Annotated in this window: 13 protein-coding genes; 7 read left to right on the top strand and 6 right to left on the bottom strand. The window is 73.6% G+C overall.

What is annotated here, in order from left to right; genetic code table 11:
- Positions 1-38: 38 nt before the first annotated feature.
- From ACFZCF_RS05320 to ACFZCF_RS05310, 3 genes are all read left to right on the top strand, one after another.
- Positions 39-935 carry a ComF family protein gene (locus ACFZCF_RS05320; RefSeq protein WP_391284728.1) on the top strand — a complete coding sequence of 299 codons (897 nt, stop codon included), beginning with the start codon at positions 39-41 and terminating at the stop codon, positions 933-935.
- 291 nt (positions 936-1,226) lie between these two features.
- On the top strand, positions 1,227-1,913 hold the full coding sequence (gene hpf / locus ACFZCF_RS05315; protein ID WP_388441690.1) for a ribosome hibernation-promoting factor, HPF/YfiA family: 687 nt from the start codon (positions 1,227-1,229) through the stop codon (positions 1,911-1,913).
- 214 nt (positions 1,914-2,127) lie between these two features.
- Positions 2,128-2,892, top strand: coding sequence for a response regulator (locus tag ACFZCF_RS05310; RefSeq protein WP_391284725.1), 765 nt, complete (start codon positions 2,128-2,130; stop codon positions 2,890-2,892).
- A 60-nt stretch (positions 2,893-2,952) separates the two neighbouring features.
- Here the strand turns inward: ACFZCF_RS05310 and ACFZCF_RS05305 are convergent, their stop codons facing one another.
- Positions 2,953-4,155, bottom strand: a complete 1,203-nt coding sequence (locus tag ACFZCF_RS05305) for a winged helix-turn-helix domain-containing protein (RefSeq protein WP_388441684.1) — start codon at positions 4,153-4,155, stop codon at positions 2,953-2,955.
- 9 nt (positions 4,156-4,164) lie between these two features.
- Positions 4,165-4,803 (bottom strand): GNAT family N-acetyltransferase, encoded by a 639-nt coding sequence (locus ACFZCF_RS05300; protein ID WP_388441681.1) that lies wholly within the window; start codon positions 4,801-4,803, stop codon positions 4,165-4,167.
- A gap of 240 nt (positions 4,804-5,043) precedes the next feature.
- Here ACFZCF_RS05300 and secA point away from each other — a divergent pair, with 240 nt between their 5' ends.
- Positions 5,044-7,845 carry a preprotein translocase subunit SecA gene (secA, locus tag ACFZCF_RS05295; protein ID WP_388441678.1) on the top strand — a complete coding sequence of 934 codons (2,802 nt, stop codon included), beginning with the start codon at positions 5,044-5,046 and terminating at the stop codon, positions 7,843-7,845.
- Between the two features lie 52 nt (positions 7,846-7,897).
- Here the strand turns inward: secA and ACFZCF_RS05290 are convergent, their stop codons facing one another.
- Positions 7,898-8,746, bottom strand: a complete 849-nt coding sequence (locus tag ACFZCF_RS05290; RefSeq protein ID WP_391284722.1) for an Rv3235 family protein — start codon at positions 8,744-8,746, stop codon at positions 7,898-7,900.
- Positions 8,747-8,963: 217 nt separating this feature from the next.
- On the opposite strand from ACFZCF_RS05290, the gene ACFZCF_RS05285 reads away from it, so the two are divergent.
- Positions 8,964-9,470 (top strand): DUF6912 family protein, encoded by a 507-nt coding sequence (locus tag ACFZCF_RS05285; protein WP_391284720.1) that lies wholly within the window; start codon positions 8,964-8,966, stop codon positions 9,468-9,470.
- Positions 9,471-9,494: 24 nt separating this feature from the next.
- On the top strand, positions 9,495-10,157 hold the full coding sequence (locus ACFZCF_RS05280) for an HAD family hydrolase (protein ID WP_391284718.1): 663 nt from the start codon (positions 9,495-9,497) through the stop codon (positions 10,155-10,157).
- Between the two features lie 43 nt (positions 10,158-10,200).
- On the opposite strand, the gene ACFZCF_RS05275 is transcribed toward ACFZCF_RS05280, so the two are convergent.
- Entirely contained in the window at positions 10,201-10,755 is a 555-nt protein-coding gene (locus ACFZCF_RS05275; protein ID WP_031008360.1) for a DJ-1/PfpI family protein, read from the bottom strand.
- A 427-nt stretch (positions 10,756-11,182) separates the two neighbouring features.
- On the opposite strand from ACFZCF_RS05275, the gene ACFZCF_RS05270 reads away from it, so the two are divergent.
- The gene (locus ACFZCF_RS05270) at positions 11,183-16,144 is read left to right on the top strand and encodes an NAD-glutamate dehydrogenase domain-containing protein (protein WP_391284715.1); all 4,962 of its coding nucleotides are present in this window, start codon (positions 11,183-11,185) and stop codon (positions 16,142-16,144) included.
- Between the two features lie 50 nt (positions 16,145-16,194).
- Here the strand turns inward: ACFZCF_RS05270 and ACFZCF_RS05265 are convergent, their stop codons facing one another.
- Positions 16,195-17,523: a glycosyltransferase 87 family protein gene (locus tag ACFZCF_RS05265; RefSeq protein WP_391284714.1), complete on the bottom strand. Its 1,329-nt coding sequence runs from the start codon at positions 17,521-17,523 to the stop codon at positions 16,195-16,197.
- A 151-nt stretch (positions 17,524-17,674) separates the two neighbouring features.
- Positions 17,675-21,079, bottom strand: coding sequence for an FHA domain-containing protein (locus ACFZCF_RS05260; protein ID WP_391284711.1), 3,405 nt, complete (start codon positions 21,077-21,079; stop codon positions 17,675-17,677).
- Positions 21,080-21,451: the final 372 nt, after the last annotated feature.

Raw genomic sequence — 21,451 nt, 5'->3', positions numbered from 1 at the left:
GGGTGGCACGTCCCCTCCCTCCCCGTCACAGTGGAGCCATGCGGGGCTGGTGGCGCGAGATCTCCGGGCTGGTGCTGCCGGGCACCTGCGAGGGCTGCGGGGCCCCTCGGACGGCCCTGTGCGCGGGGTGTGCGGGGGAGTTGGCGGGGGTCGGGGCGGGGGAGGGGGGAGGGGGCGGGCGGGTGCGCCCCCTGCCGGAGCCGGAGGGCCTGCCCCTGGTGCACGCCGCCCTGCCGTACGAGGGCGTCGTGCGGGAGTTGCTGATCGCGCACAAGGAGCGGGGGGCGCTGGGGCTGGTGGGCCCGCTGGGCGGGGCGCTGGCACGGGCCGTGGAGGGGGCTGTGCGGGCCGTGGGCGGTGTCGGGGGCCGTCCGCTGCTCCTGGTGCCGGTGCCGTCCTCGCGGGGCTCGGTGCGGGCGCGGGGGCACGATCCGACGCGGCGGGTGGCCCTCGCCGCGGCGTCGCGGCTGCGGCGTGCGGGGCGGCCGGCCCGGGTGGTGCCGGTGCTGCGGCAGCGGCGGGCCGTGGCGGACCAGGCGGGGCTCGGGGCGCGCGGACGTCGGGCGAACCTGGCGGGGGCGCTGGAGGTGGTGCCGGGCGGAGCGCGGCTGTTGGCCGGCGGGCGGGTGGTCCTCGTCGACGACCTGATGACGACCGGGGCGACGCTCGCGGAGGCCGCGCGGGCGCTCGGCGACGGACTCCGGGGCGCGGGCGGCGGATTCGTTCGTGCCGCGTCCCATTCCGCGTTCCGGCCCGCGTCCCGTCCCGTGCTCCGTTCCGCGTTCACCTCCGGGGCTGCGGAAAGACCCCGAAGTGATTTCGCGCAGCATGAATTCGAACAGCGGGTGGCGGCTGTGATCGCATCATCTCCCGCTTCGTTCGAAATAAACCGGAACTCGTCGGAAACTTGGATCGTTGCAGGTGGTGAGAGGTGAAAGCGTCCGATTGGAGCCAAGTCGCGGCAGCGGGTGCCGACACCCGTCCGAAGGGGCTATGTTCGGTTGTGAGGGCGGGCGGAAGTCCGATCCCCTCGACGCATACATGGTTGCGCACAGGACAGGAGTTAAAGGCGAATTAACCTCCCGTCGACGGGGTGGCGATCTTGTCGACTGGGGAGGAGGAGGAAGTCGCCAAGTCCGAGCTCCGGTGAAAGCGCCGGGGCTGGTGCAAAGGGAGACGCCCGCCGGCCTGGGAGCCGGGCGGGCTATCCGGGAACGGAGTTCTGCGTGGACATCGTCGTCAAGGGCCGCAAGACCGAGGTGCCTGAGCGGTTCCGCAAGCACGTGGCCGAGAAGCTGAAGCTGGAGAAGATCCAGAAGCTCGACGGCAAGGTGATCAGCCTCGACGTCGAGGTGTCCAAGGAGCCCAACCCGCGGCAGGCCGACCGGTCCGACCGCGTGGAGATCACCCTCCACTCCCGAGGCCCGGTCATCCGGGCCGAAGCGTCGGCCGCCGACCCGTACGCGGCCCTCGACCTGGCCAGCGACAAGCTGGAGGCCAGGCTCCGCAAGCAGCACGACAAGCGCTACACCCGCAGGGGCAACGGACGGCTCTCCGCGGCGGAGGTCGCCGACGTCGTCCCCGGCGTGGCCCAGCTGAACGGCCAGGGCGAGCTCGTCGCCGACGAGACCGACGGCGAGGTTCCCACCAAGATGGTGGGTCCGATCGAGGTCCAGGGCGAAGGTCCGCTCGTGGTCCGCGAGAAGACGCATCGGGCCGCCGCGATGGGACTCGACCAGGCCCTCTACGAGATGGAACTGGTCGGGCACGACTTCTATCTCTTCGTCGACGCCGAGACGAAGCAGCCGAGCGTCGTCTACCGGCGCCATGCCTATGACTACGGCGTCATCCACCTGGAGAACGACCCGCTCGCCGAGAACAGCGGCGGAGCGGGCGGCGCGCTCGGCGGCTGACCCGTCGAACGGCTGATCGGCCGGCTCTTCCGGTGCCCCTGGAGCGCCCCTCGCGCCCCCAGGGGCACCCCTGTGCGCCCCTGAGGACACCCCGGGACCGCCCGGGCATGAAATCATGGCGTGCACGCCAACCGGTGCCTCCAGGGCAGTGGTTGGAGGCACCGGAAACGAATCCGGAAACGAATTCAGGCCACGGCCTTCAGGGGGAGGAACGATGGCAGACAGCTTCGGCCCGGTGCTCGGCGGGCACGAGCGCGGTGCGCTCGCCCATGAGGGTGTCCCGGAAGGATCGGATTCGGGCGCCGACGTCCATCGGGGGGAGCCGATCAGGGTCCTCGTGGTGGACGACCACGCGCTCTTCCGGCGGGGCCTGGAGATCGTCCTCGCGCAGGAGGACGACATCCAGGTCGTCGGCGAGGCGGGAGACGGCGCCGAGGCGGTCGACAAGGCGGCGGACCTGCTGCCGGACATCGTCCTGATGGACGTGCGGATGCCCCGGCGCGGCGGCATCGAGGCGTGCACCTCCATCAAGGAGGTCGCCCCCAGCGCGAAGATCATCATGCTGACGATCAGCGACGAGGAGGCGGACCTGTACGACGCGATCAAGGCGGGCGCGACGGGTTACCTGCTCAAGGAGATCTCCACCGACGAGGTCGCGACGGCGATCCGTGCCGTTGCCGACGGGCAGTCCCAGATCAGCCCGTCGATGGCCTCGAAGCTCCTCACCGAGTTCAAGTCGATGATCCAGCGCACCGACGAGCGCCGGCTGGTCCCGGCGCCCCGGCTCACCGACCGCGAGCTGGAGGTCCTGAAGCTGGTCGCGACCGGCATGAACAACCGGGACATCGCCAAGGAGCTGTTCATCTCCGAGAACACGGTGAAGAACCACGTGCGGAACATCCTGGAGAAGCTCCAGCTCCACTCCCGCATGGAGGCCGTGGTGTACGCGATGCGGGAGAAGATCCTGGAGATCCGCTGAGGCGACGCCCGGGCGTTCACGGCCCGGGCATCCATGGCTCAGGGATCAGGCGCTGACGGCTCAGGCGTCCACGGCCTTGACCAGCAGCGGGGTCAGCTCCGGCGGGTCGAGGCGTTCGACGCGCACCGTGTCGCAGCCGACCCAGGAGGCGGCCTCGCGGAGGGCCTGGGCGACCGGTTCCACGGCCTTGGGGCCCTCCACGGAGACCTGCTTGGCGACGAGGGTGCGCCCCTCGCGGGCGGGGTCCACCCGGCCGACGAGGCGCCCGCCGGCGAGGACGGGCATCGCGAAGTAGCCGTGCACCCGCTTCGGCTTCGGCACATAGGCCTCCAGGCGGTGGGTGAAGCCGAAGATCCGCTCGGTGCGCGCCCGCTCCCAGATCAGCGAGTCGAAGGGGGAGAGGAGCGTCGTGCGGTGCCGGCCGCGCGGCGGGGCGTCGAGGGCCGCCGGGTCCGCCCAGGCCGGCTTCCCCCAGCCCTCCACCTCGACCGGCACCAGGCCGGAGTCGGCGACCACGGCGTCGAACTGCTCGCCCTTCAGCCGGTGGTAGTCGGCGATGTCCGCGCGCGTGCCGACGCCCAGTGCCTCGCCCGCCTGCCGCACGAGCCGCCGTACGCACTCGGCGTCGTCGAGGTCGTCGTGGCGGAGCCGCTCGGGGATCGCGCGCTCCGCGAGGTCGTACACGCGCTTCCAGCCGCGCCGCTCGGTGACGACGACCTCGCCGAACATCAGCGCCCGCTCGACGGCGATCTTCGTGTCGGACCAGTCCCACCACTCGCCCTTGTTCTTGGCGCCGCCGAGTTCGGTCGCGGTCCGCGGGCCCTCGGCGCGCAGCTGGTCGACGACCTTGGCGTAGGCGCCCTCGGGCAGGTCGTGGTACCACTGCGGCCGGGCGCGGTAGGCGCGGCGGCGGAAGGCGAACAGCGGCCACTCCTCGACGGGCAGGATGCAGGCGGCGTGCGACCAGTACTCGAAGGCGTGGCCGTCGGACCAGTACGCCTCCTCGACGGCGGTCCGGCCGACGGCGCCGAGACGGGCGTAGGGGATGAGCTCGTGCGAGCGGGCGAGGACCGAGATGGTGTCCAGCTGGACCTGGCCGAGCTGACGGAGTACGCCGCGGACGCCGGCCCGGCGGTCGGGGGCGCCGAGGAAGCCCTGGGCGCGCAGGGCGATCCTGCGCGCCTCGGTGGCGGAGAGGGCGGCGGTGGGCTTCGGAGCGGGCTTCGGAGAGGTCGGCGGGGCGGTCTTCGGCACGGTCGTCATGGGGAAACCCTAGGCCCCGGGACCGACAGTGCCGGAGGTCTCCGGGGCGGTCGGGCGGGGGGCCACGGCGGGCGGCGCCTCGCGGGGCGGGAGGTACGGGACGGGGCTGGGCAGGCCGAAGTCGGAGGGGAGCAGGGAGCCGGTCCAGGCGTCCCTGAGGGTGCCGTTGTGGAGGAGGCCGGCGCGCTGGACGCCCTCCAGGGCGAAGCCGACGCGTTCGGCGACCGCGCGGGAGGCGGTGTTGCCGACCTCGGCGCGCCAGACGAGGCGGACGCAGCCGAGTCCGGTGAAGGCCCAGTGGGCGACGGTGCGGACGACCTCGGTCATGTAGCCCCGGCCGCGGTGGCCGGGGGCGAGCCAGAAGCCGACCTCCCAGACGCCGCTGCCGCGGTTGTGCAGGCCGACGGAGGCGAACAGCGGTCCGCCCTCCAGCGGCTCGACGGCGAAGGTGTAGTCGGAGTCGTCGCGCCAGCCGTCGGGGACGAGCCGGGTGAGGAAGAAGGTGGCGGCTTCGCGGGGGTACGGGTCCGGGACGGTCGTCCAGCGGCGGATGGCGGGGTCCTGGCAGTGGGCGTACACGATGTCCTCGTCCTCGGGGACGAAGCCGCGCAGCCGGAGGCGTTCGCTGGTGAGCGTGATGGGATCCATGCCCGGATTGTGAGGACCGGGCGGGGTTGAAGCGAACACTTTTCGGAAGACGCGGCACCTTCCGACCACCTCGTGCGTTCTCTATTGCGGGCGGACGTGCGGCGGCGGCCCTGCGGGCCTCCCTCCGTGAGGGTGGTCTCGCTTACGATGGCCGTTGCGGTGGGGACCACCTGCCGTGCCCGCGCTCGTGTCCGTGACAAGACCCAGTGCCAGGCCCGACCGGCAAGGAGACCAGCCTCAGTGTCCGTCTTCAACAAGCTCATGCGTGCAGGCGAAGGCAAGATCCTGCGCAAACTGCACCGCATCGCGGACCAGGTCAACTCCATCGAAGAGGACTTCGTCAACCTCTCCGACGCCGACCTGCGGGCCCTGACCGAGGAGTACAAGCAGCGGTACGCCGACGGCGAGAGCCTCGACGACCTGCTGCCGGAGGCCTTCGCCACCGTCCGCGAGGCGGCCAAGCGCGTCCTCGGCCAGCGTCACTACGACGTCCAGCTGATGGGCGGTGCCGCGCTGCACCTCGGCTACGTCGCCGAGATGAAGACCGGTGAGGGCAAGACCCTCGTCGGCACGCTGCCCGCGTACCTGAACGCGCTGTCCGGCAAGGGCGTGCACCTGATCACGGTCAACGACTACCTGGCCGAGCGCGACTCCGAGCTCATGGGCCGGGTGCACAAGTTCCTGGGCCTGTCCGTCGGCTGCATCCTCGCCAACATGACGCCGGCGCAGCGCCGTGAGCAGTACGCCTGCGACATCACGTACGGCACGAACAACGAGTTCGGCTTCGACTACCTGCGCGACAACATGGCGTGGTCGAAGGACGAGCTGGTGCAGCGCGGCCACAACTTCGCGTGTGTGGACGAGGTCGACTCGATCCTCGTCGACGAGGCCCGTACGCCGCTGATCATCTCCGGTCCGGCCGACCAGGCGACCAAGTGGTACGCCGACTTCGCGAAGCTGGTGACCCGTCTCACGAGGGGCGAGCCCGGCAACCCGCTGAAGGGCATCGAGGAGACCGGCGACTACGAGGTCGACGAGAAGAAGCGCACGGTCGGCATCCACGAGGCCGGTGTCGCCAAGGTCGAGGACTGGCTGGGCATCGACAACCTGTACGAGTCGGTGAACACCCCGCTCGTCGGTTACCTGAACAACGCCATCAAGGCGAAGGAACTGTTCAAGAAGGACAAGGACTACGTCGTCATTGACGGCGAGGTCATGATCGTCGACGAGCACACCGGCCGTATCCTCGCCGGCCGCCGTTACAACGAGGGCATGCACCAGGCCATCGAGGCCAAGGAGGGCGTGCAGATCAAGGACGAGAACCAGACGCTCGCCACGATCACCCTCCAGAACTTCTTCCGCCTCTACGACAAGCTGTCCGGCATGACCGGTACGGCGATGACCGAGGCGGCCGAGTTCCACCAGATCTACAAGCTCGGCGTCGTCCCGATCCCGACGAACAAGCCGATGCAGCGCAAGGACCAGTCGGACCTGATCTACCGGACCGAGGTCGCCAAGTTCGCGGCGGTCGTCGACGACATCGTGGAGAAGCACGAGAAGGGCCAGCCGGTCCTGGTCGGCACCACGTCCGTCGAGAAGTCCGAGTACCTCTCGCAGCAGCTGTCGAAGCGGGGCGTGCCGCACGAGGTGCTGAACGCCAAGCACCACGAGCGCGAGGCGAGCATCGTCGCCCAGGCCGGCCGCCGCGGCGCGGTCACCGTCGCGACGAACATGGCCGGCCGCGGTACCGACATCAAGCTGGGCGGCAACCCGGACGACCTGGCAGAGGCGGAGCTGCGGCAGGCGGGCCTGGACCCGGTCGAGCACGTCGAGGAGTGGGCGGCGGCCCTGCCGGGCGCGCTGGAGCGGGCCGAGAAGGCCGTGAAGGCGGAGTTCGAGGAGGTCAAGGAGCTCGGCGGGCTCTACGTCCTCGGTACCGAGCGCCACGAGTCGCGGCGCATCGACAACCAGCTGCGCGGTCGTTCCGGCCGTCAGGGCGACCCGGGCGAGTCCCGCTTCTACCTGTCGCTGGGCGACGACCTGATGCGGCTCTTCAAGGCGCAGATGGTCGAGCGCGTGATGGCCATGGCCAACGTGCCGGACGACGTGCCGATCGAGAACAAGATGGTCACCCGGGCCATCGCCTCCGCCCAGTCGCAGGTCGAGACGCAGAACTTCGAGACGCGCAAGAACGTCCTGAAGTACGACGAGGTGCTGAACCGCCAGCGCGAGGTCATCTACGGCGAGCGCCGTCGCGTCCTGGAGGGCGAGGACCTGCACGAGCAGATCCGCCACTTCATGGACGACACCATCGACGACTACATCCGCCAGGAGACCGCCGAGGGCTTCGCGGAGGAGTGGGACCTCGACCGGCTGTGGAGCGCGTTCAAGCAGCTCTACCCGGTGAAGGTGACGATCGAGGAGCTGGAGGACGCGGCGGGCGACCGCGCGGGCATCACCGCGGAGTTCATCGCCGAGTCCATCAAGGACGACATCCACGCCCAGTACGAGGCGCGTGAGGCGCAGCTCGGCTCGGAGATCATGCGCGAGCTGGAGCGCCGGGTCGTGCTGTCGGTCCTGGACCGCAAGTGGCGCGAGCACCTCTACGAGATGGACTACCTCCAGGAGGGCATCGGCCTGCGGGCGATGGCGCAGAAGGACCCGCTGGTCGAGTACCAGCGCGAGGGCTTCGACATGTTCACCGCCATGATGGAGGGCATCAAGGAGGAGTCCGTCGGCTACCTGTTCAACCTGGAGGTCCAGGTCGAGCAGCAGGTCGAGGAGGTTCCGGTGCAGGCGGGCGCGCCGTCCCTGGACAAGGGCGAGGCCGTGCCGGCGGGCCGTCCGGAGATCCGGGCGAAGGGTCTCGACGCTCCGCAGCGGCCGGACCGGCTGCACTTCTCGGCGCCGTCGGTGGACGGTGACGGAGGTGTCGTCGAGGGCGACTTCGCGTCGGACGGCGAGGACGCGGGCGACGGTATGACGCGGGCGGAGCGCCGCAAGGCGCAGAAGAACGCGGGCGGGCGTCGCCGCAAGAAGTGACCCGCTGAGTGTGGCCAGGGGCCCTGCCGGATCCGTCCGGCGGGGCCCTTCGTCATGGCTGGGCGCCGCCGACGAGTCGGCCGAGGCCGTCGAGTTCGACGGCGGCGCACCGCCAGCGGTGGTCGTCGCCGCGTTCCAGGCGGAAGGCGAGGGCGCGGACGCGGTGGCCGGCGGCGAGGGAGGCGAAGACCTCCAGGACGGCGTCGCCGGAGTGCGGCTGGGCGGCGCACCGACGCAGGACGGGCCGGGCCCCGAGCCCGCGCGGCACGGTCCTCGGCGCGAGCCGGACGAGCTGTTCGTACGCCTCCCCGACGGTCAGCCCCAGCATGGAGTGCACGGGCCGCTCCCCGCTGAGCACGGCGACCAGCCGTTCGGCGAACGCGGTGTGCACGGGGAGTTCCCGGCGGGAGGCGGCGCCCGGGCCGGGTCGGCCGGGCCGCCCGCCGGGCCCGCCCTGCCCGGGCACGGTGGGACGCGCGGGGCCCCCGGGGCCGCCGGGACGGTGGGCGGTGCGCGCGGCGGCGAGGGCGGCGGCTCGGCCGCCGCCGGCCGGGGCCGTGGCGTGGGCGTGGAGGGCGGCCGGGAGGCCGCGGGGCCGGGGGACGGTGGGGGCCGGGTGCGCCGGGGTGCCGGGGCTCCTCCGGGCGGTCGCCGCGGCGGCGGTCGTGGGTGCGGCGTCGGCGGTGGCGGGTCGGAGCGGGGCGCTAGCGACCGGTGTGCCGGGGTGCTGGGCCCGAGCGGGCCCGGGATCGGGGGCCTCGGGGGCGGTCGTGGGCGCGGCGTCGGCGGTGGCGGGCCGGCGCGGGGCGCTAGCGACCGGTGTGCCGGGGTGCTGGGCCCGAGCGGGCCCGGGGCCCGGGGTCTCGGGGGCGGTCGTGGGTGCGGGGGGTTGCTGGCGCATGGCGGTCCCTTCGGAGCGTGACCGTGCGGTACCGGTCGGTAACTTTCCGTGGGGATCTTGTACGGGGCGGGTGGCGGGGGCCGCAAGGGGCGCGGCGCGGGGGCGGACACGCAGGGTGATTCGCCTATCAGGGTGGCGCGGGGCCACGGGTGGACATCCCGGGGCGAGGGCGGCGGACGTATCCTGAGGGCGTTTCCGACTACGAAAGCGGCCAGCCATGCGCGTGTACGTCCCTCTGACCCTCCCCGGTCTCGCACAGGCGCACAAGGCGGGCGAGGTGGGCCCCGGGCCGCTGACCGCCTACGCGGTGACCCCGGCGCTGCGCGAGTGGTACGTCTCGGACGACATCGAGGAGCTGGAGTACGCGGCGCTCAGCCGGGCCGCCGCCGCGTCGCTGCGGCTCGTCGCGGGGGATCCGGAGGCGCCGCGCCGCCGGGTGGTCGTGGCCGTCGACGTCGCCGACAAGGACGCCGTCGTGGACCCGGACCGGGGGCTCGACCCCGGCGCGATCGGCGAGGTCCGGATCGCCGGGCCCGTGGTCCTCGCGAAGGCCGCCGCCGTGCACGCCGACGCCGACGACGCCGAGGCGGACGTGACCGCCGCGGCCGCCGCGCTCGGCGCCGCCGACCAGGGCGACGACGACGCCCAGTTCGTCGTGGACGGGGTCGAGGACCACGAGCTGCTCTGGTTCGGGATCCAGGAGATCCCCTCCCTCCTCGGCTGAGGCCGCGGGCTGTACCGTCACTCCATGGGGAAGCACCACTCGGGGAAGCATCTGGTCTGGGACTGGAACGGCACCCTGCTCGACGACATCGCCGCCGTCATCGGCGCCACCAACGCCGCCTTCGCGGAGCTCGGCCTCGAACCGATCACGCTGGAGCGGTACCGCGAGCTGTACACCGTTCCGGTGCCGAGGTTCTACGAGCGGCTGATGGGCCGGCTGCCCACCGACGCCGAGTGGACCCTGATGGACGGCACCTTCCACCGCTACTACTGGGCGCGGGCCGAGGGCTGCGGGCTGACCCCGGGCGCCGCCGAGCTGCTGGCCGCCCGGCAGGCGGCCGGCGCCACCCAGTCGCTGCTCTCGCTCGCCCCGCACGCCGACCTGGTGCCGCTGGTGCGGCGGTACGGGATCGCGGAGCGGTTCGTCCGGGTCGACGGACGCCCCGACAGCTCCACGGACGGCAAGTCCGGGCACATGGTGCGCCACCTGCGGGCGCTGGCCGTCCCGGCCGAGCGGATCGTCGTCATCGGTGACGCCGCCGACGACGCGGTGGCCGCCGCGCACGTCGGCGCGAAGGCCGTGCTCTTCACCGGCGGCTCGCACAGCCGGGCCTCGCTGGAACGGGTCGGCGTGCCGGTCGTCGACTCCCTGGAGGAGGCCGTCGCCGTCGCGGAGGAGCTGGTCTGACCCGCGTACGGGGGCGGTCCGCGCGGCGCCGCCCCCGCCGGGCTCAGCCCTTCGCGCGCAGCACCTTCAGGAACTCGCGCATCCACGTCGGATGGTCCGGCCAGGCCCGCGAGGAGACGAGCAGGCCGTCGACGACCGCCGCCGAGTCCTGGAAGTCGGCGCCCGCCGCCTGCATGTCCAACTCCAGGGCCGGGTACGCGGTGACCCTGCGGCCCTCCAGGCCGCCGACCGCCGCCGTGAGCAGCGGGCCGTGGCAGATCTGCGCCACCGGCTTGTCGGCGTCGAAGAAGGACTTGAGGATCTTGCGGAGCTCCGGGTCGTTGCGGAGGTACTCCGGGGCGCGGCCGCCCGGGATCACCACGGCCACGTAGTCGCCCGGGTCGACCTCGGAGAAGGCGAGGTCGGCGGGCCAGGTGTAGCCCGGCTTCTCGGTGTACGTGTCGTAGCCCGGTTCGAAGTCGTGGACGACGAAGCGGAGCTGCTTGCGCGCCGGGGCCGCGATGTCGACCTCGTACCCTTCTTCGAGCAGACGCTGGTACGGGTACAACACCTCCAGCGACTCCGCAGCGTCACCCGTCACGATCAAGATCTTCGCCATGGCTCTCCCGGTCTCCAGGGACGGTCGGTCCTCGTCGTGCACGCGTCCACGCTGCACGGTTCCGCGCGATCCGCCAAGAGTGCATGTGTCGCTGTCCAGAACGTCAAACTTCCACCCCCGCTTTTGTACACATACGGCTCATGACGGCGCGGGGGGCCGGAGAGATAGGCTTTTCCCGTGATCAGCGCGATACGCCGCGGGGGCAGTGCGGCCCCCGGCTGCCGCCCGGTCCGCTCACGCGGCCGGGCCGCCCGTGCGTTCGCCGATCCCCTCCGTCCGGAAACGCCGCCCTCCGTGGCCGGTTTCGATCCGGGCATCTCTCATCCGGGCATAGCGTCGTCCTCGACAGGAACCACCGCGTCGAGGCGTTGTGCCCTTTCTTTCTTCCACCGACGTCACGCAACGGCGCGCGACAGGAGCAGAGGACATGCAGACCAAGCTGGACGAAGCAAAGGCCGAGCTGCTCGAGAGGGCCGCCCGCGTAGCTGAGCACAGCCCGGTCGGGGGGCGACTTCCGACGGGCCCGGAGGGCGCGCGCCCGGCCCGGGACACCGTGCTCGACTATCTCCAGCGCTACTACCTGCACACCGCCCCCGAGGACCTCTCCGACCGCGATCCGGACGACGTCTTCGGTGCCGCGCTCTCCCACTACAAGCTCGCGGAAAACCGGCCCCAGGGCACCGCGAACGTCCGCGTGCACACCCCGACGGTCGAGGAGAACGGCTGGACCAGCAGCCACTCCGTCGTCGAGGTCGTCACCGACGACATGCCCTTCCTCGTCGACTCCGTCACCAACGAGCTGTCCCGCCAGGGCCGCGGCATCCACGTCGTGATCCACCCGCAGGTCCTCGTCCGCCGCGACATCACCGGCCGGCTCATCGAGGTCCTGTCGACCCAGATCCACGGCGAGCTGCCGCACGACGCGCTCGCCGAGTCCTGGATCCACGTCGAGATCGACCGCGAGACCGACAAGGCCGACCTCAAGCAGATCACCGCCGACCTGCTCCGCGTCCTCTCCGACGTCCGCGAGACCGTCGAGGACTGGGAGAAGATGCGCGACGCCGCGCTGCGCATCGCCGACGGCCTCCCCGCCGAGCCCACCGCCTCCGACCTGCGGCCCACCGAGGTCGAGGAGGCCCAGGAGCTGCTGCGCTGGCTCGCCGACGACCACTTCACCTTCCTCGGCTACCGCGAGTACGAGCTCGTCGACGGCGACGCGCTCGCCGCCGTCCCCGGCACCGGCCTCGGCATCCTGCGCTCCGACCCGCACCACACCGACGGCGAGTCCGGCCACCACGCCCACCCGGTCTCCCCGTCCTTCAGCCGGCTGCCCGCCGACGCCCGCGCCAAGGCCCGCGAGCACAAGCTGCTCATCCTGACGAAGGCCAACAGCCGCGCGACCGTGCACCGCCCCTCGTACCTCGACTACGTCGGCGTGAAGAAGTTCGACGCCGACGGCAACGTCATCGGCGAGCGCCGCTTCCTCGGCCTCTTCTCCTCCGCCGCGTACACCGAGTCCGTGCGCCGCGTGCCCGTCGTCAAGCGCAAGGTCCAGGAGGTGCTGGCCGGCGCCGGCTTCTCCCCGAACAGCCACGACGGCCGCGACCTGCTCCAGATCCTGGAGACCTACCCGCGCGACGAGCTGTTCCAGACCCCGGTCGACCAGCTCCGGTCCATCGTCACCAGCGTCCTGTACCTCCAGGAGCGGCGCCGGCTGCGCCTCTACCTGCGCCAGGACGAGTACGGCCGCTACTACTCGGCCCTCGTCTACCTGCCGCGCGACCGCTACACCACCCGCGTCCGGCTGCGGATCATCGAGATCCTCAAGGAGGAGCTGAACGGCGCCTCCGTCGACTTCACCGCCTGGAACACCGAGTCGATCCTCTCCCGCCTCCACTTCGTCATCCGCGTCGAGCCGGGCACGGTCCTCACCGCCCTCACCGACGCCGACGTGGACCGCATCGAGGCCCGGCTCGTCGAGGCCGCCCGCTCCTGGGCCGACGGCTTCGGCGAGGCCCTCAACGCCGAGTTCGGCGAGGAGCGCGCCGCCGAACTGCTCCGCCGCTACGGCAACGCCTTCTCCGAGGGCTACAAGGCCGACCACTCGCCGCGCGCCGCCGTCGCCGACCTCGTCCGCATGGAAGCGCTCATCTCCGGCGGCAAGGACTTCGCGCTCTCCCTGTACGAGCCCGTCGCCGCCGGCCCCGGCGAGCGCCGCTTCAAGATCTACAAGACCGGCGAGCAGGTCTCCCTCTCCGCCGTCCTGCCGGTCCTCAACCGCCTCGGCGTCGAGGTCACCGACGAGCGCCCCTACGAGCTCCGCTGCGCCGACCGCACCCACGCCTGGATCTACGACTTCGGCCTGCGGATGCCCGCGCCCACCGGCAACGGCGGCGACTTCGTCGGCGACGACGCCCGCGAGCGCTTCCAGGAGGCCTTCGCCGCCACCTGGACCGGCGAGGCCGAGAACGACAACTTCAACTCCCTCGTCCTGTCCGCCGGGCTCACCTGGCGCGAGGCGATGGTGCTGCGCGCCTACGCCAAGTACCTCCGCCAGGCCAGCTCGCCGTTCAGCCAGGACTACATGGAGGACACCCTCCGCAACAACGTCCACACCACCCGGCTGCTCGTCTCCCTCTTCGAGGCGCGGATGGCACCGGAGCGCCAGCGCGCCGGCACCGAGCTCATCGACGGCATCCTGGAGGAGCTCGACGGCGCCCTCGACCAGGTCGCCAGCCTGGACGAGGACCGGATCCTGCGGTCCTTCCTCACCGTCATCAAGGCGACGCTGCGGACCAACTTCTTCCAGAAGACCGCGGCCGGCCGGCCGCACTCCTACGTGTCGATGAAGTTCGACCCGCAGGCCATCCCGGACCTCCCCGCGCCGCGCCCCGCCTTCGAGATCTGGGTGTACTCGCCGCGCGTCGAGGGCGTCCACCTGCGCTTCGGCAAGGTCGCCCGAGGCGGCCTTCGCTGGTCCGACCGCCGCGAGGACTTCCGCACCGAGATCCTCGGCCTGGTCAAGGCGCAGATGGTGAAGAACACCGTCATCGTGCCCGTCGGCGCCAAGGGCGGCTTCGTCGCCAAGCAGCTGCCGGACCCGTCCGTGGACCGCGACGCCTGGCTGGCCGAGGGCATCGCCTCGTACAAGACCTTCATCTCGGCGCTGCTCGACATCACCGACAACCTCGTCGCCGGCGAGGTCGTGCCCCCGGTCGACGTCGTCCGCCACGACGAGGACGACACCTACCTCGTCGTCGCCGCCGACAAGGGCACCGCCACCTTCTCCGACATCGCCAACGGCGTCGCGGAGGAGTACGGCTTCTGGCTCGGCGACGCCTTCGCCTCCGGCGGCTCCGCCGGCTACGACCACAAGGGCATGGGCATCACCGCGCGCGGCGCCTGGGAGTCCGTCAAGCGGCACTTCCGCGAGCTGGGCCACGACACCCAGACCGAGGACTTCACCGTCGTCGGCGTCGGCGACATGTCCGGCGACGTCTTCGGCAACGGCATGCTGCTCTCCGAGCACATCCGCCTCGTCGCCGCCTTCGACCACCGCCACATCTTCATCGACCCGAACCCGGACGCGGCCACCTCGTACGCCGAGCGCCGCCGCCTCTTCGAGCTGCCCCGCTCCTCCTGGGCCGACTACGACACCTCGCTGCTCTCCGCGGGCGGCGGCATCCACCCCCGTACCGCCAAGTCCATCCCGGTCAACGCCCACATGCGGGCCGCGCTCGGCATCGAGGAGGGCGTCACCAAGCTCACCCCGGCCGAGCTGATGAAGGCGATCCTCCAGTCGCCCGTCGACCTGCTGTGGAACGGCGGCATCGGCACGTACGTGAAGTCGAGCGCGGAGTCCAACGCCGACGTCGGCGACAAGGCCAACGACGCCATCCGCGTCGACGGCCAGGACGTCCGCGCCAAGGTCGTCGGCGAGGGCGGCAACCTCGGCGCCACCCAGCTCGGCCGCATCGAGTTCGCCCGCGCGGGCGGCCCCGAGCGTACCGGCGGCAAGATCAACACCGACGCCATCGACAACAGCGCCGGCGTCGACACCTCCGACCACGAGGTCAACATCAAGATCCTGCTCAACGGGCTCGTCGCCGAGGGCGACATGACCGTCAAGCAGCGCAACAAGATCCTCGCCGAGATGACCGACGAGGTCGGCCGGCTCGTCCTGCGCAACAACTACGCGCAGAACACCGCCCTCGCCAACGCCGTCGCCCAGTCGCCGTCCCTGCTCCACGCCCACCAGCGCTTCATGCGCCGGCTCGGCCGCGACGGGGCGCTCGACCGCTCGCTGGAGTTCCTGCCCAACGACCGGCAGATCCGCGAGCTGCTCAACACCGACAAGGGCCTCAGCCAGCCCGAGCTCGCCGTCCTCCTCGCCTACACCAAGATCACGGTGGCGGACGAGCTGATCGGCACCGGGCTGCCCGACGACCCGTACCTCGCCGGTCTGCTCCACGCCTACTTCCCGACGCTGCTGCGCGAGAAGTTCGGCGAGGCCGTCGACAACCACGCGCTGCGCCGCGAGATCATCACCACCGTCCTGGTCAACGACACCGTCAACACCGGCGGCTCGACCTTCCTGCACCGCCTCCGCGAGGAGACCGGCGCGTCCCTGGAGGAGATCGTCCGCGCCCAGACCGCGGCCCGGGCCATCTTCCGGCTCAGCGAGGTCTGGGACGCCGTCGAGGCCCTCGACAACACGGTCCCCGCCGAGGTCCAGACCCGGATGCGGCTGCACTCCCGCCGGCTCGTCGAGCGCGGCACCCGCTGGCTGCTCAACAACCGGCCGCAGCCGCTCGCGATCGGCGAGACCATCGAGTTCTTCGCCGACCGCGTCGAGCGGGTCTGGCAGCAGCTGCCGCAGCTGCTGCGCGGCTCGGACGCGGAGTGGTACCGGTCGATCCTCGACGAGCTGACCGGCTTCGGCGTCCCGGAGGAGCTGGCCGTGCGCGTCGCGGGCTTCTCGTCCGCCTTCCCGACGCTCGACATCGTCGCGATCGCCGACCGCACGGACAAGGACCCGCTGGCCGTCGCCGAGGTCTACTACGACCTCGCCGACCGCCTGCGGATCACCGACCTGATGGACCGGATCATCGAGCTGCCGCGGGCCGACCGCTGGCAGTCCATGGCCCGCGCCTCCATCCGCGAGGACCTCTTCGCCGCCCACGCGGCCCTCACCTCCGACGTCCTGGCCGTCGGCGACGGCACCTCGACGCCGGAGGAGCGCTTCAAGGCGTGGGAGGAGAAGAACGCGGCGATCCTGGGCCGCGCCCGGACGACCCTGGAGGAGATTCAGGGCTCGGACACCTTCGACCTGGCGAACCTCTCGGTCGCGATGCGCACCATGCGGACGCTGCTGCGCGCGCACAGCTGACGTCGACACCCGAAGGCCCCGCCGGACACCTCGTCCGGCGGGGCCTTCGGCTACTCCCGCACCGGGGACACCGTGGCCCGCCACAGCCGGTGGGCGGCCACCGCGGCGGCCGCGAGGAGGAGGCCGTTGCGGGCGACCGTCACGGCCAGGCCGAGCGGCGTGCCGGTGACGACCTCGGCGTACAGGACGGGGTACGCCAGCGAGCTGAGGGCCGCCGCGGGGAGCAGCAGCAGCGCCACCGGCCGCATCACGGTCCGCCGGGACGTCAGGCAGACGGCGGCGAGGCCGAGCAGCCAGACCAGGTACTGGGGGCTGATCACCCGGCTCGTGACGGTGAGGAGCAGGACGGCGGCCAGGGCCGCGTCCAGCGGGGTCGCCTCGCTCCAGCGGGCGGCGCGCAGCCGCCACAGCACCAGCCAGAGGACGGCGGCGACGGTCAGCAGGAGGAAGAGGTGGCCGAGGGTGGAGACGTACGGGCCGACGTACTCGTAGGCGCCGTAGCGCAGCTCGGTCGTCCCCGGCCAGAGCCCCGTGGCGCGGCCGAGGGCGAGCGCGGTGCCGCCCAGGGACTCCACCTGGACGCCCCGGGCGCCCTGGTGGCGCAGGAAGCCGAGCGAGTCGGAGAAGAGGAGGGCGAGGACGGCGAGGAGCGTGCCGGCGGTGACGGCGGCGGCCGTCCACGCCTCCCGGGTGGTACGCCCCCGGGGCGTGCCGATCAGCGCGAGCGCCGGCCACACCTTGACCAGCGCCCCCAGCCCGGCGAGCGCCCCGCCGAGCCGGTGCGCGGCGGGGGCGCGGGCCTTGAGCAGGAGGAGCGAGAGGACGGCGAGGGCGGTGGCCTGGACGTCGTACCGGGCCAACGGCAGGTGGAGGAGGAGCGGCAGGCCGCACACCCAGTACCAGGCGCCGTGGGTGAGCCGTGCCCGGTCGGCGACGGCCAGGGCGAGGGTGACGGCCGCGTCGGCGAGCAGGGTCAGGGCGACGAACGCCTGCGCGTAACCGAGCCAGGGCATCAGCACCCCCGGCGCCATCACCACCAGCCCGGCGCCGGGCGGGTACTGCCAGGTGGGGTCGCCGGGCGGGAAGGTGCCGTCGGCGAGGAAGCCGTACCAGTGGCGGTAGAGGAGCCGCACCTCGTTGCCGACCCCGCCGATGCCGAGGCTGTCGCTCGCGAGCAGCGCCAGCATGCCCACCCGCGTGACCACCCAGACGACGGCGAGCGCGAGGGCGGGGCCGCGCCCGACGGTGACGAAGGTGGCGGAGGTGAAGGAGTCCGACTCGAACGGCGAGCGGGTGAGCGAGGGCGGTGCGGGGGCGGCGGCCGGGACGGAGGCCGGGTCGGCGTCAGGGGGGTGAGGGCGGTGATCGGGCGGCGTCACGTTCTGACGATATGTCCGGTGTGCGTCACTTGCCTCGTTCGTTGGGCTGGGTGGCGCCCGTCCTGGTGAACTCCTCGCACGCCGCCCCTCCCGGAGGGACACGCCGGCCACCGTGCCCGGAACCCGGACGGGCCTCCGGGGGAGGCGGGGATCAGGCGTGGGTCAGTGGCGGCATGGGGGTGGCTTCGACGGAGCGGGCGGCGCGGTCCAGGGCACTGGCCAGGAGGGCCAGGTCCGTGGGGCCGTTGCCGAGCTCGCGTACCGGGCGGCGGGTGGGCGGGTCGCCCATGCGCTCCCACTCCAGGGGGACGACCGTCGGGCGGAGCGTCGCCGTGCGCGGGATCCTGCCGGTGACGCGGCCCGCCTGGAAGGGCGTCACGCGGCCGTCGGGGTGGCCGAGCCGGCCGCGGCCCGGGGCCGGTACCTCCGGGCCCGGCGTGCTCGGCGGGGCATCCAGGACCACGCGGAGGCGGGCGCCGTGCGCCAGGTCCGTGTCGGCGGTCCGGTCCGGGCGGGCGGAGGTCGCGATCAGGTGCACGCCGAGCCGTTCGCCGTGCCGCGCGACCGCCTCCAGGGCCCGGACGACCGACCCGGCGGCCGGCCGGCCCGGGGCGCCCAGGGCCGGGGCGACGAGGGCGTCGTAGTCGTCCACCAGCACGACGAGCCGGGGCAGCGGCGTCCGGGGCGCGCCGCCGCGCGCCGCGGCCAGGTGGGCCTCCTCGCTCGCGGGGCGCGGCACGCGCGCGCCCGGCGGGCCCGGCCTGCCCTCGTCGGTCCGCAGCGTCCGTCCGCTGGCCCGTTCACCGAGGTCGGCCGCCCCCGCCGACCGGCCGCCGAGCCGTCCGCCCGCCGGGGAGGAGACGTCCCCCGCGCCCGGGTACGCCGTACGGCCGCCGGAGCCGCCGGGGATGTCGCCCGTGCCCGGGTAGGCCGCGCGGGGGGCGCGGGCCAGGCGGTCGCTGGGTGTGTCGGGGAGCTCTTCGGAGGCGCGGGGGAACTGGTAGGGGGTGCGGGCCCCGGGGGCGCTGTCGCCCACGGAGCCGGCGCCGGTGCGCAGGGTGCGGCCGCTGGGGCGGTCGGCGAGGTCGGCGGAGGCCCGGGCGGGAAGCTGCTCGGCGGGGCTCGCGGAGCGCTGGCCGATGAGGGTGCGGGTGCTGCGGAGGTCGGCGATGTCGCCGTCGCCGAGCAGTTCGGCGCGGCGCTTCAGCTCCGCGCCCAGCGCCTGGGCGAACTCCCGCATGCGGACCGGGTCCGACGCCACCAGGTGTTCGGTGACGTGCGGCAGCTCCGTGCAGGCCGTGAGGCCCTCGCCGCGCTCGCCGCCCGCTCCGTCCACCAGGAGGAGGCCGAGCCGGTCGGGGCGCCCGCCGGCCGCGAGGGAGGCGGCGATGGCCCGGAGCAGCTCCGTGCGGCCGCTGCCCGCGGGGCCTTCGATGAGCAGGTGCGGGCCCTCCGCCGTCAGGTCGACGGCGAGCGGGCCGCGCGGGCCCGCGCCCAGGACCGCCGTTCCCTCGCCGGCCGACGCCCAGCGGGCCATGAGGGACGCCGGGGTGGCCCGGGCCAGGCCCAGCTCGTCCAGGAGGCGGGAGGAGAGCGGCAGCGCGGCCGCCCGGCCCTGCGCGGCCGCCGCCGCGTCCGTCCGCAGCGGGGCCAGCGCGCGGCCGAAACGCTCCGCCCAGGCGACGGAGACCGCGTCCACGACACCGACCGTGCCGTGGCCCGCGACCCGCCCCCCGGAGGTCCGCAGCAGCCGCAGGGCCGTCGCCACGTCCCCGCTGAGCAGCGCCGCCGCCCCGCACTCGCGGAAGGCCGGCGAGGCCGCGCAGGCCGTCTCGTACGTCGCGGCGAGCGGCGAGGCGGGGGAGGCCGAGGGTGCCTCGGCGAGGCAGATCAGATGGATGCCGGCCGCCGCGCCCGCGCCCGCGAGCCGGGCCACCGTCTCGCGCAGCGCCGCCGTGCCCGGGTCGCCGTCCACGACCACGACCGTCGCCGGACCCGTGTACGCCGCCGCCGCGCCCGCGACCGCCGCCCGGTCGGCGCTGGCCCAGCCGGGCCCGAGCGGGCCGTCGTCGAGCCGGCGGGTCAGCTCGGCCGTACGGGCCTGCGCCTGCTCGCGGTCGTACGCGAGGAGCAGCCGGCAGTCCTGGCCGTGCGCCGGCCGCGCGTGCGGGAGCCAGCCGAGCCAGCCCCAGGCGCGCCGCCGCTCCTCCAGGGGCCGGTTGCGGTCCGCGCTGACGAGCACGATCTCCAGGTCGGCCGGGGAGTGCAGGGCGGCCAGCTGGGCCACCACGGCCCGGGCCAGGCCGGCCAGGCGGTCCGCCGGGCCCGCCAGGCCCAGGGAGCCGGCCTCGCGCAGGCCCACGGTGACGGGCACCCCGGAGAGCTCCGCGCGGTCGGCGGTGCCGAGCCGGACGGTCAGGGCCTCGGGGTGGTCCGGCGTCCGCTCCCACAGCCGGGGTCCCGGGCCGAGGGCGGTGAGCAGCACGGCCGACGGGTCGGGCCAGGTGTCGGGGGCGGCGGTCTCGCCGGGGAGCCCGGCCGCCCGGGGCGACGCGGCGGCGACCGGGGACGGTCCGGCGCCGGCCGCCGCCGGCTCGGCCTCGCGGCCGCCGGCGAGGCGCCGGGCCCACGCGCCGAGCCCGCGACGGCCGGTCCTGCGGGTGGCCGGTCCGGACGGGTCGGTGTCGTTGGGGGAGGCCGTCCGCACGCGGGCGTGCGTCGCGCCGCCGTCGCCGCCCTCGGGCTCCCGCGCCCGTCCGTGGCCGGCGTCGGTTTGGGCGTCGGGGGTGGCGGAGGCTTCCAGGGGCGCCGCGAACGTGCCGGGGCCGTGGTCCGCCCACGCGTGCGTGCCGCCGTCGTCGTCGCCCGTGCCGGCCTCGGCGGGCGTGGCCGGCAGGGGGACGCGCAGATGGCCCTCGCCGTCGGGGGAGGTGGGGAGCGGGCCGGGGTCCGCGGCGTCGTGCGGGGCCGTGAGGCGGAGGGTGGACTCGCCGAGGCGGAGCAGGGCGCCGGGGCGCAGCCGGACGGGCCGGTCGCCGACGGGGGCGCCGTCGAGGGTCGTGCCGTTGGTGGAGCCGAGGTCGGCGACGGTGATCCGGCCGTCGCCCGCGACGGTCACCGTGCAGTGCGCGCGCGAGACGTCCGGGTCGTCCAGCGGCACGTCCGCCTCGACGGAGCGGCCGATCCTGATGGGCCCGCCGTGCAGCAGGTGCACCCCGCCCGCGTCGGGGCCCGCGACCACGTGCAGCCGGGCCGCGGATCCGGCGGTGGCGAGGTCGGTGCGGTCGTCCGGGTCGGGGGCGTGGAGGGAGATGACCGCGCCGTCCACCAGGGGCGGCTCGCCCAGCACGCAGCGGCGGGCGTCCAGGCGCTCCGCGCCCGCGTAAAGCACGGGCGTGCCGGTGCCCGCGGCGGCGTCGGGGCCGGTGACGGCGGCGGCGAGGTTCGAGGCCACGGCGGACAGCGCGGTGCCCGCGGGGGCCGTGACGAGCACGTCGCAGGCGCGCCCGGCGCCGTGGCCGGCGTGCGGCGCGAGGACGGTCAGCCGGATCTGCATCGCCGTCAGCGGTCCCTTCTGCGCGACATGCCCGGCAGGGGACCGCCCCGATCCACCCCCCACCCGGCACGGACGCGTCGCCCGGTACAGGTCGGCACGGCGCGGGGGCTCCCGACCCCACCGATGCGACGTGCTGGAGGCATCCTCGCACCTGCCGCCGACAACCTGCCGCCGGGTCACCCCGGATTGATCTTGAACCGTTGCCGGCGGTCGCCCGGTGTGACGCGAAAACGCCGGGTCGACCTGCGGCGCGGGGCCGGTGTGGCAACCATCCGGGGCGGGGGAGCGTCTTCTTCCGGACAAGTTCGGACGCCACTCGGGCGGGTGTCCGCCCCGGGATCCGGGTGGGATTCCGGGGCGGAGCGCGGGCGG

Origin of the sequence: Streptomyces sp. NPDC007945, from assembly GCF_042958885.1 — a bacterium.
Lineage (GTDB): Bacteria > Actinomycetota > Actinomycetes > Streptomycetales > Streptomycetaceae > Streptomyces.
This window is presented reverse-complemented; position numbering and strand designations above follow the sequence as displayed.